The following is an 18545-nucleotide window of genomic DNA, read 5'->3' on the forward strand; positions in this document are numbered from 1 at the left end:
ATTTTATCCAAAGGACTTCGTTTTCTAAGTAGTCGTCATTTTCAAGGTAATGAAATCCTGCGAATGAGTGAGAATACGTTAGATAAACCGTTAAAACCGAGGGACGGGCAGTAGAGCGTGGTGTACTTAGCAGATTGAATAGCGAATTTACAAGTTTACAATGTTAAGTTAAATGAGTGGTTTTATGAAACCTTTTCGGATTGCAGTCCCAAAGGGGAATGTAAGCATAACGATTTTATTCCGTCAGATGGGATACCGATTACCAGATGACTTTGATGAATCAAGAAAATACATAATTTCAGCTGATGGAACAGAGTTGGAATTCATATTAGCAAAAGAAGTTGATACCCCAACCTAAGTAGAAACGGTGTTGCTTATTCCATTGGGTGGGAGATTCAATCAGCACTGGCTTGTAAACCTTTCGGGGAGAACAACTTGTCCTGCGCCTTGTGTGGCTTGGGTCGGCTAAAGATATCAACTATGAAGCTTGAACCTATTTGGTTTAGTTTTTTTTGCTTATTAATGTTTTTGTAATTAGTTTAAACCTTTTCATTCATGGAATAACTCGAGTTAGAGTATGGATAAATATCATTAGATAAAATTAGGATTTTTAGACGGAGATGTGCAAAAATTTAATGTTGTTGTAAATGCCGAGTCAGTGAAAAGATTCACTGATCAATATATCGTTCTAGGCAAGATTGCGAGAATGTTGAAACTACATTATCGTTGGGTGCTTAAATATTTACTCGATATTGGTATAGTACCTTTGTCTGGAAAGGTAATTGATGGAGGTTGTGAATTGATCGGCATGTGTGTTTGTCCTTCGACGTTAAAGAAAAAAGAACATCGAAGAAGTGAATTGATGAGATCCGGATCATCGATGTTAAACTTGTACCTATCTGTTTTTTTTTTTTTTTTTTTTTTTTTTTTTCGAGCATTAAATTGGGAATAGTATAGTTTTTTTTAATAATAACAGTAGAAATTCAGTAGAAATTGACTTAATAATAGATTGGGAACGTTTGTAAACACTTAATTTGTTTCAAAAAAACTAATATTTAATCAATGCGCTGATCTTTTATATTATATTCTATAATGAATTTCGCCTTACGTCATAGAGCTTCCGAGAAAAGGTGGGCCTACATGAATATTATCCGTTTATACAAATCAAGAAAATACTTGCTAAAGCTTTTGCTTTCGATCACAGTGTTGATGATTGTGTTTCTATCTGTCAGCACGACACTTCTGTTCTACAACGCTGATAAAACGATGTTGCAAATGCAGCAGCAAGCGGATTTAAAGGTTCTTTCCCAAATTAAATACAATATTGACTATATGCATGATACGGTTAAAAACATTGCAGTTGCTACCTTTTTTGACCCTGACGTTGTCTATTTGTCAAATATCAATCTCATGGATAAAGGTGAGCTTGCACAAAAGTTAAACAGGCTGGAAAAAACGGTCTTTAACTCGTCTTTTTTGCAAAATATTACGATCTATAATGCCAAAACAGACTGTTATTATTCAACTTTGAGCAGTCTGGATTGCCAGGATGACGGAATGAAAGGTGTCATTGATAAGTTTATTCAATCGCATAAGAATATACCCGTTCTTACCTTCGTTCCTTTATATACGGATAAAACGCCATTTCCATCTTTGGCGATGTTCATGTATGACGATGTTTCTGAGAGTAAGTTGGTTGTTACAATAAAGCCGTCCTGGTTGTTTGATAACTTAGTGAATATGAATAAAACGTCTGAAGGAATTCGCGGCTCTATTTTTATTACAGATAAATCAGGTATTCCACTTATGGCACAGCAGCAGGATAATATTGCTTCTACAGAGACAATAGAGTCCATTATCCGGGAAAAAGTGAGCGCTGGCATCACACAAGACTATCTCGTACACGGATCGGGAGACGATAAGTCCATTCTAAGCTTAATGTCATCCAGCAAAAACGAGTGGGTCATTGCGAGTGATCAGCCATACAAAATTGTATGGGGCAAGCTGAGCAAAATGCGGTTGATTTCCTTTGTAATCATCATTGTATTCTTAATTTTATCTATCGCAAGTTCGCTGCTGATCGCTTACCGCTTATATCGTCCAATTGAAAATTTATTACATCAAGTGACGGGAATCCGCCGGAAAGAGACTGGCGATAAGGCTGAATTAGATGAGTTAAAGGTCATTTCGACTGCTTATCAAGACGCGATGCATCAATTGGTGAAACATGAATCGGAGGAGCACACGAACAGAGATGCGCAGAAGACTTACGCGTTGCGGAGACTGATTTCCGATGCAAGTCTGCCTACCCAGGAAGAAATGGACCAAGTCAGTTGGGATATGGATTTTAAACAAGGGCTGCGTGTTTGTGTACTGTTGATTGATGATTTTGCTGGATTTGAATCGAAAACGAGTGATGGCGAGAAGCGAATGTACAAATTTGCGATCGCTAATATAACTAAGGAGCTTGTTTCGAAAAGTTTCAACTGCGAAGTTGTCCCAATGGGCAATCATCATTTTGTCTTACTCATTAGTGAGTGTACGACACCCCTGACACACACGTTAAAAGAGCTTCAGCAAACTATTCTTCAATACTACAATCTTTCGATTACGGTTTCGATTGGAGAAAAAATTGACCGATATCAGCAAATTTCACAGCAATATGGCCATGTGTTGGATAATGCAAACTATCGAATGATTTTCGGTAAAGGTACTGTCATTACACCAGATCTCGTGGGACACAATAATGATAATATTACGTTCCAATTTCCAATTGATGCAGAAAAGAAAATTACCGAAGCCATAAAATCAGGGCAAGAGAAAGATTTCCAGGAACATTTGGACCAATTATTCCAACATATGAAAGTCATGCATTATAACAACATCATGTATGCGATTCTTCACTTGCTTGCATTGATGGAAAATATCGTGCGTGAAATGAACAGTCGGACTGTAAGACAAGTCAACTTGGACTTTAAGAGACATGTTCAGATCACAATGAAGCAAGAAACGTTAGAGCCTATATATCAAGTATTCCTAGACATATTCAAAGCCATTCAGAAGCAGCGTACGCAAGATGTCAAAGAACAATCGAATCAAATTTTAACGGATACTGTAAAAGAAATGATTGAAGAGCAGTATAAGGATTTAAATCTGAGTATGCAAAGTATAGCGGCAGCCATGAAACTATCCTCGGCTCATGTGAGTAAGCAATTCAGACTGCATGAATCAGTGTCCATTAGTGAGTATATTAATGATGTTCGCTTGGGAAAAGCACTTCACTTGCTCGAAACCAAAGATTACAGCATCACTCGCATCATGGAAATGGTCGGTTATAACAATGAGAGTTACTTTTTCAAGCTTTTCAAAAAGAAATTCGGAATCACGCCAAAGGAATATCGCTTTAAAACAGTTGTTCAGGAGTAAGCTTTCTGGGTACGAAAATGCCCAGAAAGCTTTTCTTTTGCTCTTAAATGGTGAAAATACAGTGTTTTCGGGATTGTACGGGACGAAAGTGGAGTGTTTTTTGATTATTACAGTAGTTATTAGTACGCTTTTCCCCCAATAATAAGGGCATACAACACAGAGTTGAACACATCTTAAGGGGGAGGAAGCAAATGCTGAAACAGGAGTGGAAGCACTTCAAACGCAATCAGGAATTGTTCGTCATGTCACTGCCGGCAATCCTGTATAAATTGATTTTCAACTATTTGCCCATGCTCGGACTCGTTATTGCCTTTAAACAATATCGATACGATTTAGGGATTTGGGGAAGTGAATGGATCGGGTTTAAGAACTTTGAATTCTTTTTTAAATCAGATAGTGCCCTTACAGTAACACGCAACACGATTCTTTATAACATGAGTTTTATTGTACTAACACTATTGTTTGCGCTAACATTCGCGATTTTGTTAAATGAAATCCCTCGAAAATGGATTAAACTTCATCAAACAACCTTGTTTCTACCTTATTTTTTATCTTGGGTTGTTGTCGGGTATATCGTCTTCGGGTTTCTAGATCACAAAAACGGCTTCATGAACGTCATGCTTCAGTCACTTGGTGATCAGCCAATCAAATGGTATGAACAAGCAAAGTACTGGCCGTTTATTATCATACTAACGCAAATATGGAAAGGCGTAGGGTTCTCAACTTTAATCTACTATGCAGGTATTCTTTCCATCGATTCAAGTTATTATGAGGCTGCCAAAATTGACGGCGCTTCCAAATGGCAAATGATTCGTAAAATTACAATACCGCTCTTAACACCGCTTATCGTTATTTTGTTAATCGTAGCTATCGGCAATATATTCCGTGCTGATTTCGGGTTGTTCTACTTTATTCCGAACGACACAAGCTTCTTATATAACGCAACCGATGTTATCGATACTTATGTATACCGATCGTTGCGAGTTGTTGGAGATGTCGGAATGTCTACGGCTATCGGGCTCTACCAGTCTGTTGTTGGTTTCATTCTGGTGTTGTTGTCCAATTGGATTATCAAAAAAATTAACTCAGACAATGCGCTTTGGTAAGGAGGTAGGAATATATGCAAACGGAAAGCAACAGAGTGAACTGGTCTGGCAATGTCATTAATCTATTGTTTTGTCTATTATCGCTGGCGCTTATTGTGCCGCTAGTTCTCGTCATTTCCATATCGTTTACAGAAGAAAAATCGCTGTTAACACATGGCTATCATCTATTTCCGAAGGTTTTCAGCACAAAAGCCTATGAAATTATCCTTGATGCTCCCGAAGCGCTAATGCGTGCCTATGGGGTCACCGTATTCGTAACAGTTGTAGGGACAATCGTTGGTTTGCTCTTCACAACGTTGACAGCTTACACGATGTCGCGACGAGATTATCGTTACCGCAAAATCATGACCCTATACGTGTTTTTTACAACGTTATTCGGAGGCGGACTCGTTCCGTTCTACATTCTAATATCGCAATATCTGCACTTGAAGGATACCATCTGGGCGCTGATCGTTCCTTACTTACTAAGCCCGTTCTTTGTTCTCGTCATGAAAGGGTTCTTGGATAAGCTTCCACTGGAAATCTTCGAGTCAGCCAAAATTGATGGTGCAAATGAATGGCGCATATTCTTCACAATGGTGCTTCCATTATCGATACCAGCACTTGTTACGATTGGCTTGTTCATTTCATTCCAATATTGGAATGATTGGTGGCTAGGATTATTGTTTATCGATAATCAAAAGCTAATACCGCTTCAATTGCTGCTTTACCGCATCATGAGCACCATTGAATTTTTATCGAACAACATTGCGACTGTCAATGTCGACTTTAATCTTGCTGACTTCCCGAGCTTATCGGCGAGAATGGCCATGGCTGTTTTGGCAGCTGGTCCAATGATGTTTATTTTCCCAATGTTCCAAAGATTTTTCATCAGCGGTCTGACCGTAGGCTCTATTAAAGGTTAACAACTTATTCATTATCGAACTGCAGTGTTACATATAAGATGCTGCAGTTGATATATACGCAACATACAAAATCTAATTATCGCAGGGGGTAATTCTATGAAAAAGGAAATGTTTAAGGTATTAACAGGCGCAGTAAGTATTGCTGTTCTATTGTCGGCATGCGGAAGCAAAGGTTCCGAGAGCACGTCCACAACAGTAAGTCCAGCGGCTAGTGCTGCTGCGACTGCTAAAGTAGAGCAATTGGCACCAGTAGACTTGGTATGGAACTTCCCGTTAAGCGCGATTCCGCAAGATATGGCATCTGTACAAGAAGCTGTTAATAAAATTACGAAAGTCAAAATCAATGCAACCGTTAAATTGCAACCGCAAACATTTGCTGATTATGTTCAAAAGATGAACACAACGACGGCTTCTGGTGAGATCTACGACATCGCATGGGTATCTAACTGGAACTGGGACTACGTAACAAACCAATCCAAAGGTGCTTTCATTCCATTAGATGATTTGATGGTCAAATATGCACCAACATTGGGTAAATCCATGCCGCAATTCGTATGGGATGCTACCAAAATCGGCGGTAAAGTGTACGGTATTCCAAACTATCAAACGGTAACGAACAAACAAGGTTTCTTAATCCAAAAGAAATTTGCGGATAAGTACAATCTAGACGTTAAATCTATCAAAAAGATTGAAGATCTTGAGCCATTCTTGGCTAAAGTAAAAGCAGGCGAGTCTAAAGACGTAGTTCCTTTCTTGATGGATCGTTTAGGTAGATTCGGTAATATGTTATACGGTTACGGTTTGGAAGGAATTAATAGCATTGCTGGTATTGATATTTCCAAACCAGACAAAGTTGTCAATATCTATGAAACTCCTCAGTATTCGCAATATTTGAGTTTGGCGAAGAGTTGGCACGATAAAGGCTTAATCAACGATAATGCAGCTACATTGAAAAATAAAGCGGATATTGAGAAAACAGGCAACGCAGTAGTTCAAGTTCACAACGTTTTGAAGCCAGGCGTTGAAGCACAGTTTAAGACAGCAAACGGCGGTAACGATGTGATCGCGATTCCGACAACGGATGTATGGGCAGGAACAGGTTCCATCATTACGACGATGCAAGCCATCAGCAAAACGTCCAAAAACCCTGAGCGTGCAATGATGTTTATTAATTTGTTGAACACAGACAAAGAGCTGTACAACACAATCAGCTTTGGCGTTGAAGGTAAGCACTATACGAAAAATGCAGACAACACAATCAAAATTAACAAAGAAGCTGGTTACGTTCCTAATGCAAGCTGGGTATTCGGGAACACGTTCAACGGTTTACTTGTAGAAGGTACTGATCCAAACGTTGTTGCAAATACGCAAAAAGAAAACGAAACTGCGAAACCATCCCCGCTTATGGGCTTCAAGTTCCAACCAGCGGCAGTTTCCGCGGAGATTGCTAACCTTGCAACAGTTTTGGATCAATACGGCCCTGGTCTAAATACGGGTACAGTTGCAGCTAGCGATAAACTGAAAGAATTCCAAGAAAAACTGAAAGCAGCAGGCGCTGACAAAGTTATCGCGGAAGTTCAAAAGCAACTTGATGAGTGGAAAAAAACGAAGTAATTCAAGGTTTTATTAGAGTTAAATCATGCTTACAGCGATAAAGTGAGAGCTTGCTGCTGTAAGCATGATTTTGTATATGCTAGTTCAAAAAAAGGTGGGAATTTATGCTTACAACGTTAACTCTACGGCAATTAAAACAAGCTTTGGAACAAACGAAGCGTGAAACTACTTCGCTTTTTCAAGAATCAACTTTGCCGGAACGCTGGTCGCAAATTCGTAAAGAAGAACAATATAAGAGTTTTTGGAACAACCTTGAGGAGCAAGTAATTAGGTTAACCGATCAATCCCCTTGCCATCCGCCGTTTTCCGACTTCCTTTTGTTTGGCGAAACAGGCGACAGAATGACTTATCAAACCAAACGCAACGAGCTTTTTTCCGGTTTACATATATTCAGTCTGTTGATGATGACAGATGAACGACCAGAATGGAAAAAAGGGCTTGAAAATGCGATCTGGTCTATTTGCAATGAATATACGTGGGTACTGCCGGCACATGTCGGACTGTATGTGAATGAATATCCGAACGGCATTTGGGATAAGCCGCAAGCACCTCGTGAAACAATTGATTTGGATGCTGCTGGAGTTGGGTTTGCCCTGGCCGAAATCTTAGACAAGGTTGGACATCGACTGCACCCATGGGTTGTGGAGCGAGCGAAAGCAGAAATTGAGCGTCGTATTTTCCAAGTCTATTTTAATGATCCGACTCCTCAGAACTGGGAGTTGAAGACGAATAACTGGCCAGCAGTTTGTGCATCCAGCATAGGTGCAGCAGCTATTTATTTAATTGATGACAGAGAGAAGCTTGGCGGTATGCTCTGGCGAGTCATTAATGTTCTTCGCCAATACTTATCAGGCTTTGATGATCAAGGAGCGACGCCAGAAGGACCTGTTTATTGGTCGTTCGGATTCTCTCACCTCGTTTATTTTGCTGAATTGCTGAAAGAACGTACAGGAGGGCAAATAAGGCTGCTTGATGAGCAAAAAGTTGGCATGATTGCTCAGTTCCCGCAATTCTGCTTGCTGACCAACGGGAAGGTTGTGAACTTTTCGGATGCACCGGACGAAGCTCGTTTTCATACTGGCTTGATGCAGCGGCTGAATGAATATTTCCCATCCTTGCAACTTCCGCCAGAAGAATATCGGATGAACGTCATTCCAGTTTCCTGGGTGGAAGCATCGCGTTTGATGCTGTGGTCATCGAAGCAGCAGGATGGTGAAGCAGCACAGCTAACGGATCAGCAAGACCGCATTCTGGAGCGAATTTTCACCGGAAATCAGTGGGTCATTTCGAAGGTTGATCAGCCTGATGGACGAATCGCTGCTTTTGCCGCAAAAGGTGGGTACAATGAAGAGCCACATAACCATAATGATTTGGGACATTTTATCCTGCATGTTGACGGAGTTACTGTGCTTGCGGACGTGGGAATTGGCGTCTACACGAAGCAATATTTTCAGCCGGAGCATCGATACGAAACAATTCATGCTGGATCTCATGGACATTCCGTCCCTATTGTTGATGGGTATCGCCAAGGTTTCGGTAGGCAATACAAGTCACAGCTAGTGAAGCATGAGGTGACAGATGACGAGGTACGCTTTGAACTCGACTTAACCGAGGCCTACGCGTGTCCGGACTTGCAATCGCTTACGAGAGAGTATCTATGGCGCCGCCCGAGCGATGAGGCTTCACAGTTAATCATTACGGATAAAGTAGCGTTTAGTGATATGCCATCGGCTTTCCAAGAAGTATTCATCTGCGGTGTAGAGCCGAAGGAGATTGAGATGGGTCGAATCACGATCGGTACAGTGGAAATGCACTTTATCTCGAGCGATTGGTTAATCGAGGTAGAAGAGACTAATACAGTTGATCATTACGGGAAAAAAGGGAAGTACTATCGATTGATGTTAAATCGCACAAGCGTTAGTGCAGAGATAGAGAGTCAATTTCGATTTGAAATTATGAATCAAGCAGCTAGATTTTGATATCGCTTACACAACTAATTGGAGGTAATGAGAATGCTTAAGGCAAATGCAACTAAATCTTATAAATGGATTGCCCTGGTATTAGCGTTCCTAATGATTTGTATGCCAGTTCTATCGATCCCATCCAAAACTTATGCAGCGAGTGCAACAAGCTACTATGTTGATGGAGCGATTGGTAATGATACCAACGATGGTTTAACTATTGGTGCTGCTTTCAAGACGATTCAAGCAGCTGCAAACGTTGCACAATCTGGGGAGACTATCTATGTTCGCGCTGGTGTGTATAGAGAAACGGTAACTCCTAATTCTGGCGTAACAATAAAAAATTACAATGGTGAAAGCGCAACTGTCTCAGGGGCGGACTTGATTACAAGCTGGACACTAGATACTACATTGGCTAATGGAAAGAAAGTCTATGTAGCAGATATGAACTGGGATATGTACAACGGCGATGGAAATATTATCTTTGCTAATGAAGTCTTAATGAAGGAAGCGACGTTTCCGAATATTGCAGTTGCAGATCTGTTGGACAGAACGAAATATAATACTGTTAAAACATTCACATTTGGGGCAACGTCTTATTTCGTTGACGCACCAGGATTAGGTACTAAATTTCCCGCAGGTACATTTAATAGCGGAGGAATGCTTTGGGTTCGAACGGGAAATGGTTATGCTAGCTATACTGCAGCCATTACAGGAAATCCTTCAAGCTCAACCATCAACATTATTTGGCCGAACCCCTCTGCAGGGTACAATCCTGACTCTTCTTCCTATTATTATATTACAAGAAATAAGGCCGTCTTGGATGTTGAAACAGAATGGTACAAGGATGTAGCGAATGGCAAATTATATTTCATTGCTCCTGATAATGAAGATCCAAGTACTATGATGGTTGAAGCTAAAAAGAGAGACTATGCATTTGATTTTACAGGAAAAACCGATGTTACCATTGACGGAATTAAGTTAAGAGCTGCCAATCTTAACTTTGTTAATTCCAGCTATAATATGCTGAAAAATACGTTGGTTGATGCGCCAGACTATAATTTGCCGGCTGGCATGCAAAGCCTTAGTGGTCTAACATTAGGTTTGAATTTGAATGGCGATCACAATACGATACGGGACAGCGAAATTAGAAATATGTACGGTCCTGGTATTCTGGTTGATGGACATGATAATAGTATCATTAATAATTACATTCATAATGTTGACTTTTTGCATTCTTATGCTGATGCTGTAAAACTTTCTGGATTTAATCATCTTGTCAGCCATAATACCCTTACGATGTCAGGTCGTGGGCTTGTTGGGGGCTCATTTTCCAGATCCGTTATTCAGTATAACGATATTAGCCATGGGATGAAGCTATCTAAAGATGGCGGGGCATTCTATGTTGTAGATGTGGATATGGAAAACACGGAAGTACACCATAACGTAGTTCATGATATTATAGGTGCCGGTGGATCTCACGGTATTTATCCAGATAACTCGGTGCATAACGCTATTTTTTATAACAACATTACCTACAATACAAGTGCAAGAGGAATGCTGATCAATGTTCCTAATGAATACCAGTTATTTTATAACAATTCAGTCCAAGGTAATGTAGGTCAATTCTGTAATAACTTTGATGTCTGTGATTCAATAGGTTCGAAATTTATTAACAACATAGTAAGTGATACAGTCAGTATTGATATGACAAAAGACAAAAATATCATTAGTGCGGGTACTACACATTGGACGGCTCCTTATAGTGTCTCTAATCCAAACCCAACACTTCCTTCTGCGTACTCCTTGAAGAGCAGTTCTTCAGGCTTAGATCAAGGTACAGTAATTCCAGGAATAACGGATGGTTATATCGGTAATAAACCTGAAATAGGTGCAGTAGAAACTGGAGCAGCTCCATGGAAAGTGGGGCATGATTTTGCAAATCCTCCAAATCCTACTTTTTATCTAAATCCAAATATTCCATATAAAAACCAGATGAAAAATGCGGGCTTTGAGAGAGGCAATTTTGAAGAATGGTCAATTACTGCAGGAACTCCGTCCATTTTCAAAGGAAATGCTTGGGATTATAAAGCGTCAAGCATGGTTAGATTTCAGAAAAATGCTGTTCGGCTTAAAGCTGGAGACACCATACAACAGACGGTAAGCGGTCTTAAACCAAATACGACCTATACATTAAATGCTTGGGGAATCATACAGGGAACCGTATTTCAAGCAGAAGACTATCAGGGTAGCTCAGGATCATTCAGCCAATCCCCGTTCAGAGGAGAAAACTGTCTATGTGGTAACACGGCAGGAGCATGGGTCAAATATAACAGTATCGACTTTGGAACAGCTTTATACAACAGCATCAACTTCGGTGCAGTAAGCAGAGTGAGCGGCGGTAAAATCGATGTTAAACTAGACAGTCCTACAAACCCATCGATTGCCACTTATACGATTAATGCAACGAATGACGTCATCAACAATGGTGCTTGGAATTACAATAAAACGGATACACCTATAACAACATCAGTTACAGGGGTACACGATGTTTACTTGGTATTCTCCAATGCAAACGAAATCTACTTAGATAACTTCAGATTATCCAATACGACTGCTAATGTGGATCAAGCGATCGTAGGCGTTAAAGATTTTGGAGGTACTGAGACGACAACAACGATAACGGAAAAGACGTTCAACAGCACAACCAAGGCAAAGAGCGTTGAGTTTACTACAGGACCAACGAATACAAGCGCTACCCTATTTGCAAGCAAGCCAACTGGGAATTACTTTGCTTTTGTAGATGGTTTCGGGGTGGCTGAGAAGGTGCCGGTTCCGGCTGCATTCGCTGGTTCATATAATGGTACTGATGCTAATTTCACTTGGCCTGCTGTTTCGAATGCTGCAACCTACGATGTGTACCGTTCGAACGTTAAAGATGGTCCTTATTCGACGACCGTGTGCAGTGAGGTAACAACACTTTCTTGCATTGATTCAACAATTAGTGAGTATGGAAAGTCCTATTATTACATCATGAAGTCCCGATCATCTACGGGTGCATTAAGTGCAAATTCTGTAGAAGTCACTATATATGTACCATACAAGCTATCGACAGACCCATTCCAAACTTTACAGCCGTTTGATAGTTTTGAGAATGGATTGAGCAATTGGGTGTTAATGCCAGGTAAAGGTACGCCATCGCTCAGTTCAGCCCAAGTTCATTCTGGTACAAGCAGTTTCATTATTAATGAAGATATGGATACCATTTATCAAACCTTTGATACACCTTCTAACAAGGTAGTCTCTTTGTGGTTCTATGACACGGCTTCAATAACTAACATGCAGAACGTAGCTTTTGTTGACGATAGTGTTACCGCAAGAGGAATCGGGGTCAACACGCCGACTTCAGCAACGAAATACGTATATCGTACAGGTGGTACTCATGTGGCAACAGGCGTGGCTAGAACAACCGGATGGCATGAATTCAAGTGGGACTATACATCTGGAACCAAAGTAGATATGTACATCGACAATGTCAAGATTGCTTCTTTAACAGGGGCTCCGAACTTTAATCGTATAGTCATTGGCGATCAATGGTCCGGGAATACGGTGACGGCGTATTACGATGATATTTCCATTGTGGATCTTCCTGCTGCACCAACTCAGAGTCTTATCGAAGCTGGAAATGGAAAGCTTACCTTGAATTGGAGTAGCACTTCCGGAGCGACCGGTTATATTGTCAAATACGGAACAGCGAGCGGCGATTACACGTCAACGTTTGATGCAGGCAATGTTTCCAGCACGATAATAACGGGTCTTCAAAATGGAACCACCTATTATTTCGCAATCCTTGCTTACAACGCAGCGGGACAAAGTCGTAATTCCAATGAAGTTATTGGAACACCAGATGGCACTCCACCGTCAACACAAGCTGTTTTGGATGGATCGAAAGGCTCTGGCAATTGGTTTACATCGGATGTAATATTAACCCTGCAATCGCAAGACGATCATGCTGGCGTAGCGTCTTCGGAGTATGCATTGACTGTCTTGCAAAGCGTTTACGGCTTGCTTTCGACTAATGGATTCGTGCCATATAGCACTCCACTTTTACTTAGCAATGGCATCTATGAGCTTCAGTATCGGTCGACAGATCGCGCTGGAAATGTTGAAACATCTAAGTCGATTACAGTGAATGTTGATAAGACAGCACCAACAACGGTACTTACCTTGAATGACAGTCCTTTAGTGGATGGAGCTGCAGTCTTAGATAGCCAATTGTTAAACCTGAACGTTCAATCGGAAGATCAATCGTCTGGGTTAGTCGAGCAAACCATACTCATAGATGGCGTTGTGGCATCCTCGGAACAAACTACATTGAACTGGGCAGGTCAACTAGGGATCCATGTCATTCAAGTCGTTGCAACGGATCTGGCTGGGAATAAGACAATATCCGAGATTAACGTAAAAGTTGGGACCAACGAAAGTTCGATGCAGGAGCTGATGGAGAGATTTGTGGCTGCAGGGGAAATAAGCGGCTCGTTGGAAGCACAAATCACAAACAAATTCAGTCAATCTCTTGAACACTACAGCAAAGGACATGTAGCTCAAGCGATTAAGCATATGCAAGATGTTCTGAAGGTTCTTGAGAAAGTGAAACCTAATGAGATTTCGGCGTATGTAAAGCAAGTCTTGACTACAGATGCAAAAGATATAATTGCAGCTTGGTCCAGAATGTGACCAATTCACCCCACGTAAGATGACGATAGCTTACACGTTCTTGCATTTCGATTCGCAGATCGAAGTTGAGCTTCATGCGAATCGAATGCTGTAACGCTTCATATGAAGCAGAATGCAACCGGTCAGGAGGCGGTAACTCCTATCCGGTTTTTCCATTTTTACAAAAACACAGTATTTTCCGAAATGTATGTATAAAAAGTAGAGTTTTTCTCATTTATTACAGTAGTAGCCGAGCTTCATAAAGCTGATAATGAGAGCATCTTATGATCTAGATCTTTGAGGAGGGGAGACCGTATGGAACAAGGACCGCTTCGGGTCTTTTGTATCGGCTTAAATAGTCAGTGGCTTTCCCATTGGGTTTCTCGTCCAGATGTTCAGGTGGTCGGTGTCAGCAACCGATATTGGGAAGCGAATAAGCATGTTGCCGATCTGCCTCAGTTCGAGGATGTACCTGGTGCACTTCTCTTGCTGAAGCCTGATCTCGTCACGATGGTGACGCCGCCTTCAGCCAAAACTTGTATGGAGACAATCCAAACAGTACTGGATAGCGGATTCGATATATATCTTGAAAAATTCAGACCGCAATCTTGGGATGATGGGGCCAATATGGTTTCGTTCTCCCGTTCAACAGGAAGGCAGATCGCCATTGGAGAAGCCTACAGATTCGATAAATTTGTTGAGACAGCGAAGCAAACCATTCTAAGCGGCAGGCTCGGTAATGTGGAGCAAATCGTATGGCGATGCCAACGGCCGAATATTCGAGCGTCGTGGATGAATGAGTATAAGCATGTCATGTTGGAGGATTTAACTTACCATCATCTCGGTGTCATCCATTACCTGATCGGTGCCGAACGCTTCACGGAAGTGTATGCGACATCTGATCTCCCATCATGGTCCATAGAACAATCACCTTCGGTTGTATCAATCCTTGCACAGAGTAACGATGGATTGAACTTGAATTATTACGCCTCATGGGCTGCGCATGGCGCGGCAACTTCCTGGCTGGGCGAATTCCAAATCGACGGGTCGGAGGGAAGTTTGCAATTGCGTGCTGACGGCCTGGTCTTCATCGACCGTGACGGGGGAGAGGAGAAGATCGTACCGGATGATGCCTATGGTTTTGAATTGCGCGAGGGTACTGTGAATGAATTCATAAATGCATATAAACAAGGACGAAAGTCTGACTTAGATATTTCATCGTTTCAACCTGTCTTACGGATGATTCAAGCATCGTTGGAATCGGTGCGGACAGGGAATAAGGTCAACATTTAGCAATGTACTTTTCATGAAGAGGTGAGAATCAAGTGGAATATACGATTTTAGGAAAAACAGGCTTTCGAGTTTCAAAAATTGGTTTAGGCGGTGCCCCGTTAGGCGGTGACTTTGGCGGGACAACGGATGAAGTCGTGACGAGTGTCGTTCACGGTGCTCTGGACCTAGGCATTAATTTCATTGACACAGCGCCCTTATACGGTCGCGGAGAAAGCGAACGAAGAATTGGCCAGGCGCTGAAAGGGAAGCGCGATCAAGTCATTCTAGCTACAAAAGCTGTGATGAGAGGTACGCCCTATTCGTACGAGAACACGATTCAATCCGTAGAAGAAAGCTTACAACGACTGCAGACGGATTATATCGATCTCATACAGCTCCATGAATTGGAGCAAACGAGCTACGAACAAGCGGTGAACGAGACGATTCCTGCTTTTCTGAAGCTGAAGGAACAAGGGAAAGTGCGAGCGATCGGCGTAAACGCGGGGAAGCTTGAACTACTGATACCTTTCCTTGAAGAAGATTTAGTAGATACAATTCAGACGTATGCGAAGTATACGTTGGTTGATTATACAGCCAAAGATGAACTGCTGCCGCTCGCCAAGGCGAAAAATATCGGCGTCATTCATGGCAGTCCGCTAGGTATGGGTATTTTAGCGGATCATCCTGCCCCTTTTTTACAAGAAAGTCATGCCTTGCTTCAAGAAGCGAACAGAAGGATGGATCAGCTCCAATTTCTGCGTAAAAGCGAACCGAAAGGACTTGTAGAGCCAGCGATGCGCTTTAGCTTAACTTGTCCAGATATTGCTATTACATTAACGGGAACGACTTCGGTCCGTTCGTTGCAGGCGAATGCGAAGTATTGTGATGGAGTAGGATTATCGGATCAGGAACTTGAGAAATTATTTGCGTTGTTCCCAGGACAGCGATTGTTTTAGAAGAAGGTGTGGGAGGAATTGAAGATGACAAGGATCGTAAATGAAGCATGGGCCGAGGAAGTATGGGGAAAGATCGTTGCGAAAGTTGAACGAACAAGCAAACGGATCGGAGCGACTTTTCCGTATGCTTCCGTGAATGGAACTTATAATAATGAAACCAATGACTGGTGGACCAATGGATTTTGGCCTGGTTTGCTGTGGTTGATATACAAAGAATACGGGCATGCCGATTTTCGGGACATCGCGGTATCTGTTGAGAACCAGATGGACGAAACGCTGTTAGGGTACGAAAAGCTTCATCATGACGTCGGTTTTATGTGGAGTTTGACCTCTGTGGCGCAGTATAAGCTGCTGGGCACGGAAGCTTCTAAAATCCGCGGGCTGATGGCAGCCAGCCATCTAGCGGGCCGCTTCAATCTAAAAGGCCAATTCATTCGCGCATGGAACGGTGAAAATCAGCAAGGCTGGGCCATTATCGATTGCCTTATGAATCTGCCTCTGCTCTATTGGGCGAGTGAAACAACAAATGATCCGCGCTTCCGTCATATCGCGGTTGCGCATGCCGATACAGTTCTTCGCGATTTTATCCGTCCTGACGGCTCTTCGCATCATATTGTCATTTTCGATCCTGAAACGGGGGAGCGCATTGAGGCTAGAGGCGGACAAGGTTACTCACCAGATTCGGCTTGGGCCCGGGGTACGTCATGGGCGCTATACGGTATGGCGCTCAGCTACAAATATACGGGGCATCAAAGATATTTGGATGCGGCTAAACGCGTTGCACATTTTTATATCGCCAATATGCCGGCAGACGCTGCGCCTTATTGGGATTTCCGAGCGCCGGTCGAGCCGGAAACAGCTTTTGATACATCAGCGGCTGCTTGTGCGGCTACTGGCTTGTTGGAAATGAGCCGCGCGGTTCCTGAATCGGAGGCACATATTTACAGTGAGGCGGCGAAGCGGATATTACTGGTGCTCACAGAGGAATACGCTTCATGGAGTGACGACGAAGAGGGCATTTTGTCGATGGCGACTGCAAATTTTCCGAAAAGAGCCTATGTGAATGTGCCGATTATATACGGCGACTACTATTATGCCGAAGCGATAGCCAAGCTGCGCGGACGCACTGAGCTGTTTTGGTAGGAAGGAAGCGCTATATGAAACCGAACATTCAATCACTTGGCAATTGGCTGATGTCCTGGGTACAAAAAGACGGAGCCATTCATGGCTTTCATAATCATTCCGTGTGGGGATCCAATCCGTATCGGTGGGCGGATTTTACAAGCGGGCACAGCACATGGGCAAGCCCTTTGATGGCCGCTTTGAGCCGAATTGTAGCTGATGAGCCTAGCACGATTTTAAAAGAACACGTCCTTCACATGATTCAATATCAAACAACTCGCTTTCAAGAGGATGGGCAGTACAAGCACATCGGATTTCAGGTCGGGGAAATGCTGAATCAAGGATTAATTCATAACATGATGCCGAACGTCGCCTTGGGGCTGACAGCACTTCATGGCCGATCGTGGCTGCCGCTGGAATCGATCGCATACATTCGGCAGTCGATGCTTCGCAATTTGCAGGCTTGTGACGAGATCTACCCTTTTAAAAAAACGAGAAACATTAGCAATCAAGAATATTGCCGTCTGTGGGGGAAGCTGCTGTATCAGCAGCTGTTTCCAGATTCGCCTTGGCGAAGTGTGATCCAAGACGATTTGAACTTTATGATTGAAAATTTTCATATAAAAGGCATTCCAGATATGGATTGTGAAGCCACGTACCGCTATTTAGGGGATACGAGCATGGTTGAGCCTGCGGAATACTACGGATTAATGATCGCTCCGTTGGTGCTAGCGTATGAAATGTTCAACAAACCTGAATATTTGCATCACGCAGGAAATTTGTGCCGACATTTGGCCCGGTCAGCCTGGATTGATCGGAAGAGGCAGAAACGTATGCATCGCATGTGGCTGCGTCGAGGAACCGAGTGGACGAAAATGAACGGACCTATGCTCATAGCGGGAATGGGTATGTCGTTATACGGTGTCGCTCGCTATTTGGAGCATCAGCCTGACGAAGAGTTGGCGCAATTCTTGAAAGAATGCGACGAGACGTATGCTTCGAATCAGTCGCCAGGCGGTTATTTTGTATCAGCCACCGGTTGGCAGAATGAAGCTGATATTGCGCCAAGCTCAGCTTGGCATGCACATGATTTGTATTATTTACTGCATCGCCACGGGCTTGGAACGAATATGTCCTTGAGACTAATGAAGTCTAATCAGCGCATGTCCGTTTTGCTGGGAGACCAATGTATATGGGTCGAAGAGGGGGAACACTGGGCGATTAACGATTATTACTGGCAGGATGTCCATAAGCTGATCGGCCGTAAGGACGAAGCCGTATTTGGCCGAGATCTGGGTTGGGTAGGTGGAGAACGTGCGCTTCCGAATCATTTCTTGTTCCCGAACCAGCCCGTCTTTGTCAAAACAGATGATGGCATTTATTTAAAAGCGGATGAGCGGACAGCTCAAAACATAGATATTACCAGCATTGCTGAATTGCCCTACTTGGGCTTTTGGGAATAAGAAC

Annotated in this window: 11 protein-coding genes; all 11 read left to right on the top strand. The window is 42.5% G+C overall.

Annotation, left to right across the window (positions count from 1 at the left end; all coding sequences use genetic code 11):
• Window positions 1–184: 184 nt before the first annotated feature.
• The 11 genes from AC58QM_RS35090 to AC58QM_RS35140 all read left to right on the top strand — a co-directional run bounded on the left by AC58QM_RS35090 (window position 185) and on the right by AC58QM_RS35140 (window position 18541).
• Window positions 185–358 carry a hypothetical protein gene (locus AC58QM_RS35090; protein WP_497289296.1) on the top strand — a complete coding sequence of 58 codons (174 nt, stop codon included), beginning with the start codon at window positions 185–187 and terminating at the stop codon, window positions 356–358.
• Window positions 359–1140: 782 nt separating this feature from the next.
• Window positions 1141–3426 (top strand): helix-turn-helix domain-containing protein, encoded by a 2286-nt coding sequence (locus AC58QM_RS35095; protein WP_497289297.1) that lies wholly within the window; start codon window positions 1141–1143, stop codon window positions 3424–3426.
• Between the two features lie 191 nt (window positions 3427–3617).
• Complete coding sequence (locus AC58QM_RS35100) at window positions 3618–4532, top strand: ABC transporter permease (protein WP_497289298.1); 915 nt, start codon at window positions 3618–3620, stop codon at window positions 4530–4532.
• Window positions 4533–4546: 14 nt separating this feature from the next.
• Entirely contained in the window at window positions 4547–5437 is an 891-nt protein-coding gene (locus AC58QM_RS35105) for a carbohydrate ABC transporter permease (RefSeq protein ID WP_497289299.1), read from the top strand.
• Window positions 5438–5533: 96 nt separating this feature from the next.
• Window positions 5534–7051 (top strand): ABC transporter substrate-binding protein, encoded by a 1518-nt coding sequence (locus tag AC58QM_RS35110; RefSeq protein WP_497289300.1) that lies wholly within the window; start codon window positions 5534–5536, stop codon window positions 7049–7051.
• 104 nt (window positions 7052–7155) lie between these two features.
• On the top strand, window positions 7156–9030 hold the full coding sequence (locus tag AC58QM_RS35115; protein ID WP_497289301.1) for a heparinase II/III domain-containing protein: 1875 nt from the start codon (window positions 7156–7158) through the stop codon (window positions 9028–9030).
• Window positions 9031–9063: 33 nt separating this feature from the next.
• Complete coding sequence (locus tag AC58QM_RS35120; RefSeq protein ID WP_497289302.1) at window positions 9064–13749, top strand: FIMAH domain-containing protein; 4686 nt, start codon at window positions 9064–9066, stop codon at window positions 13747–13749.
• Window positions 13750–14043: 294 nt separating this feature from the next.
• Window positions 14044–15021: a Gfo/Idh/MocA family protein gene (locus AC58QM_RS35125; protein WP_497289303.1), complete on the top strand. Its 978-nt coding sequence runs from the start codon at window positions 14044–14046 to the stop codon at window positions 15019–15021.
• Window positions 15022–15053: 32 nt separating this feature from the next.
• On the top strand, window positions 15054–15956 hold the full coding sequence (locus AC58QM_RS35130; RefSeq protein WP_497289304.1) for an aldo/keto reductase: 903 nt from the start codon (window positions 15054–15056) through the stop codon (window positions 15954–15956).
• Window positions 15957–15980: 24 nt separating this feature from the next.
• A complete protein-coding gene (locus AC58QM_RS35135) occupies window positions 15981–17099 on the top strand; it encodes a glycoside hydrolase family 88 protein (RefSeq protein ID WP_497289305.1) in 1119 nt (372 codons plus the stop codon).
• Window positions 17100–17113: 14 nt separating this feature from the next.
• Complete coding sequence (locus AC58QM_RS35140) at window positions 17114–18541, top strand: hypothetical protein (protein ID WP_497289306.1); 1428 nt, start codon at window positions 17114–17116, stop codon at window positions 18539–18541.
• Window positions 18542–18545 lie beyond the last annotated feature (4 nt).

This window comes from Paenibacillus sp. J22P165 (assembly GCF_059692015.1).

Bases quoted from the DNA above. Each gene is read 5' to 3' on its own strand.
- AC58QM_RS35110 (WP_497289300.1), top strand. From the start codon at position 5,534: ATGAAAAAGGAAATGTTTAAGGTATTAACAGGCGCAGTAAGTATTGCT.
- AC58QM_RS35105 (WP_497289299.1), top strand. From the start codon at position 4,547: ATGCAAACGGAAAGCAACAGAGTGAACTGGTCTGGCAATGTCATTAAT.
- AC58QM_RS35115 (WP_497289301.1), top strand. From the start codon at position 7,156: ATGCTTACAACGTTAACTCTACGGCAATTAAAACAAGCTTTGGAACAA.
- AC58QM_RS35090 (WP_497289296.1), top strand. From the start codon at position 185: ATGAAACCTTTTCGGATTGCAGTCCCAAAGGGGAATGTAAGCATAACG.
- AC58QM_RS35095 (WP_497289297.1), top strand. From the start codon at position 1,141: ATGAATATTATCCGTTTATACAAATCAAGAAAATACTTGCTAAAGCTT.
- AC58QM_RS35140 (WP_497289306.1), top strand. From the start codon at position 17,114: ATGAAACCGAACATTCAATCACTTGGCAATTGGCTGATGTCCTGGGTA.
- AC58QM_RS35125 (WP_497289303.1), top strand. From the start codon at position 14,044: ATGGAACAAGGACCGCTTCGGGTCTTTTGTATCGGCTTAAATAGTCAG.
- AC58QM_RS35120 (WP_497289302.1), top strand. From the start codon at position 9,064: ATGCTTAAGGCAAATGCAACTAAATCTTATAAATGGATTGCCCTGGTA.
- AC58QM_RS35135 (WP_497289305.1), top strand. From the start codon at position 15,981: ATGACAAGGATCGTAAATGAAGCATGGGCCGAGGAAGTATGGGGAAAG.
- AC58QM_RS35100 (WP_497289298.1), top strand. From the start codon at position 3,618: ATGCTGAAACAGGAGTGGAAGCACTTCAAACGCAATCAGGAATTGTTC.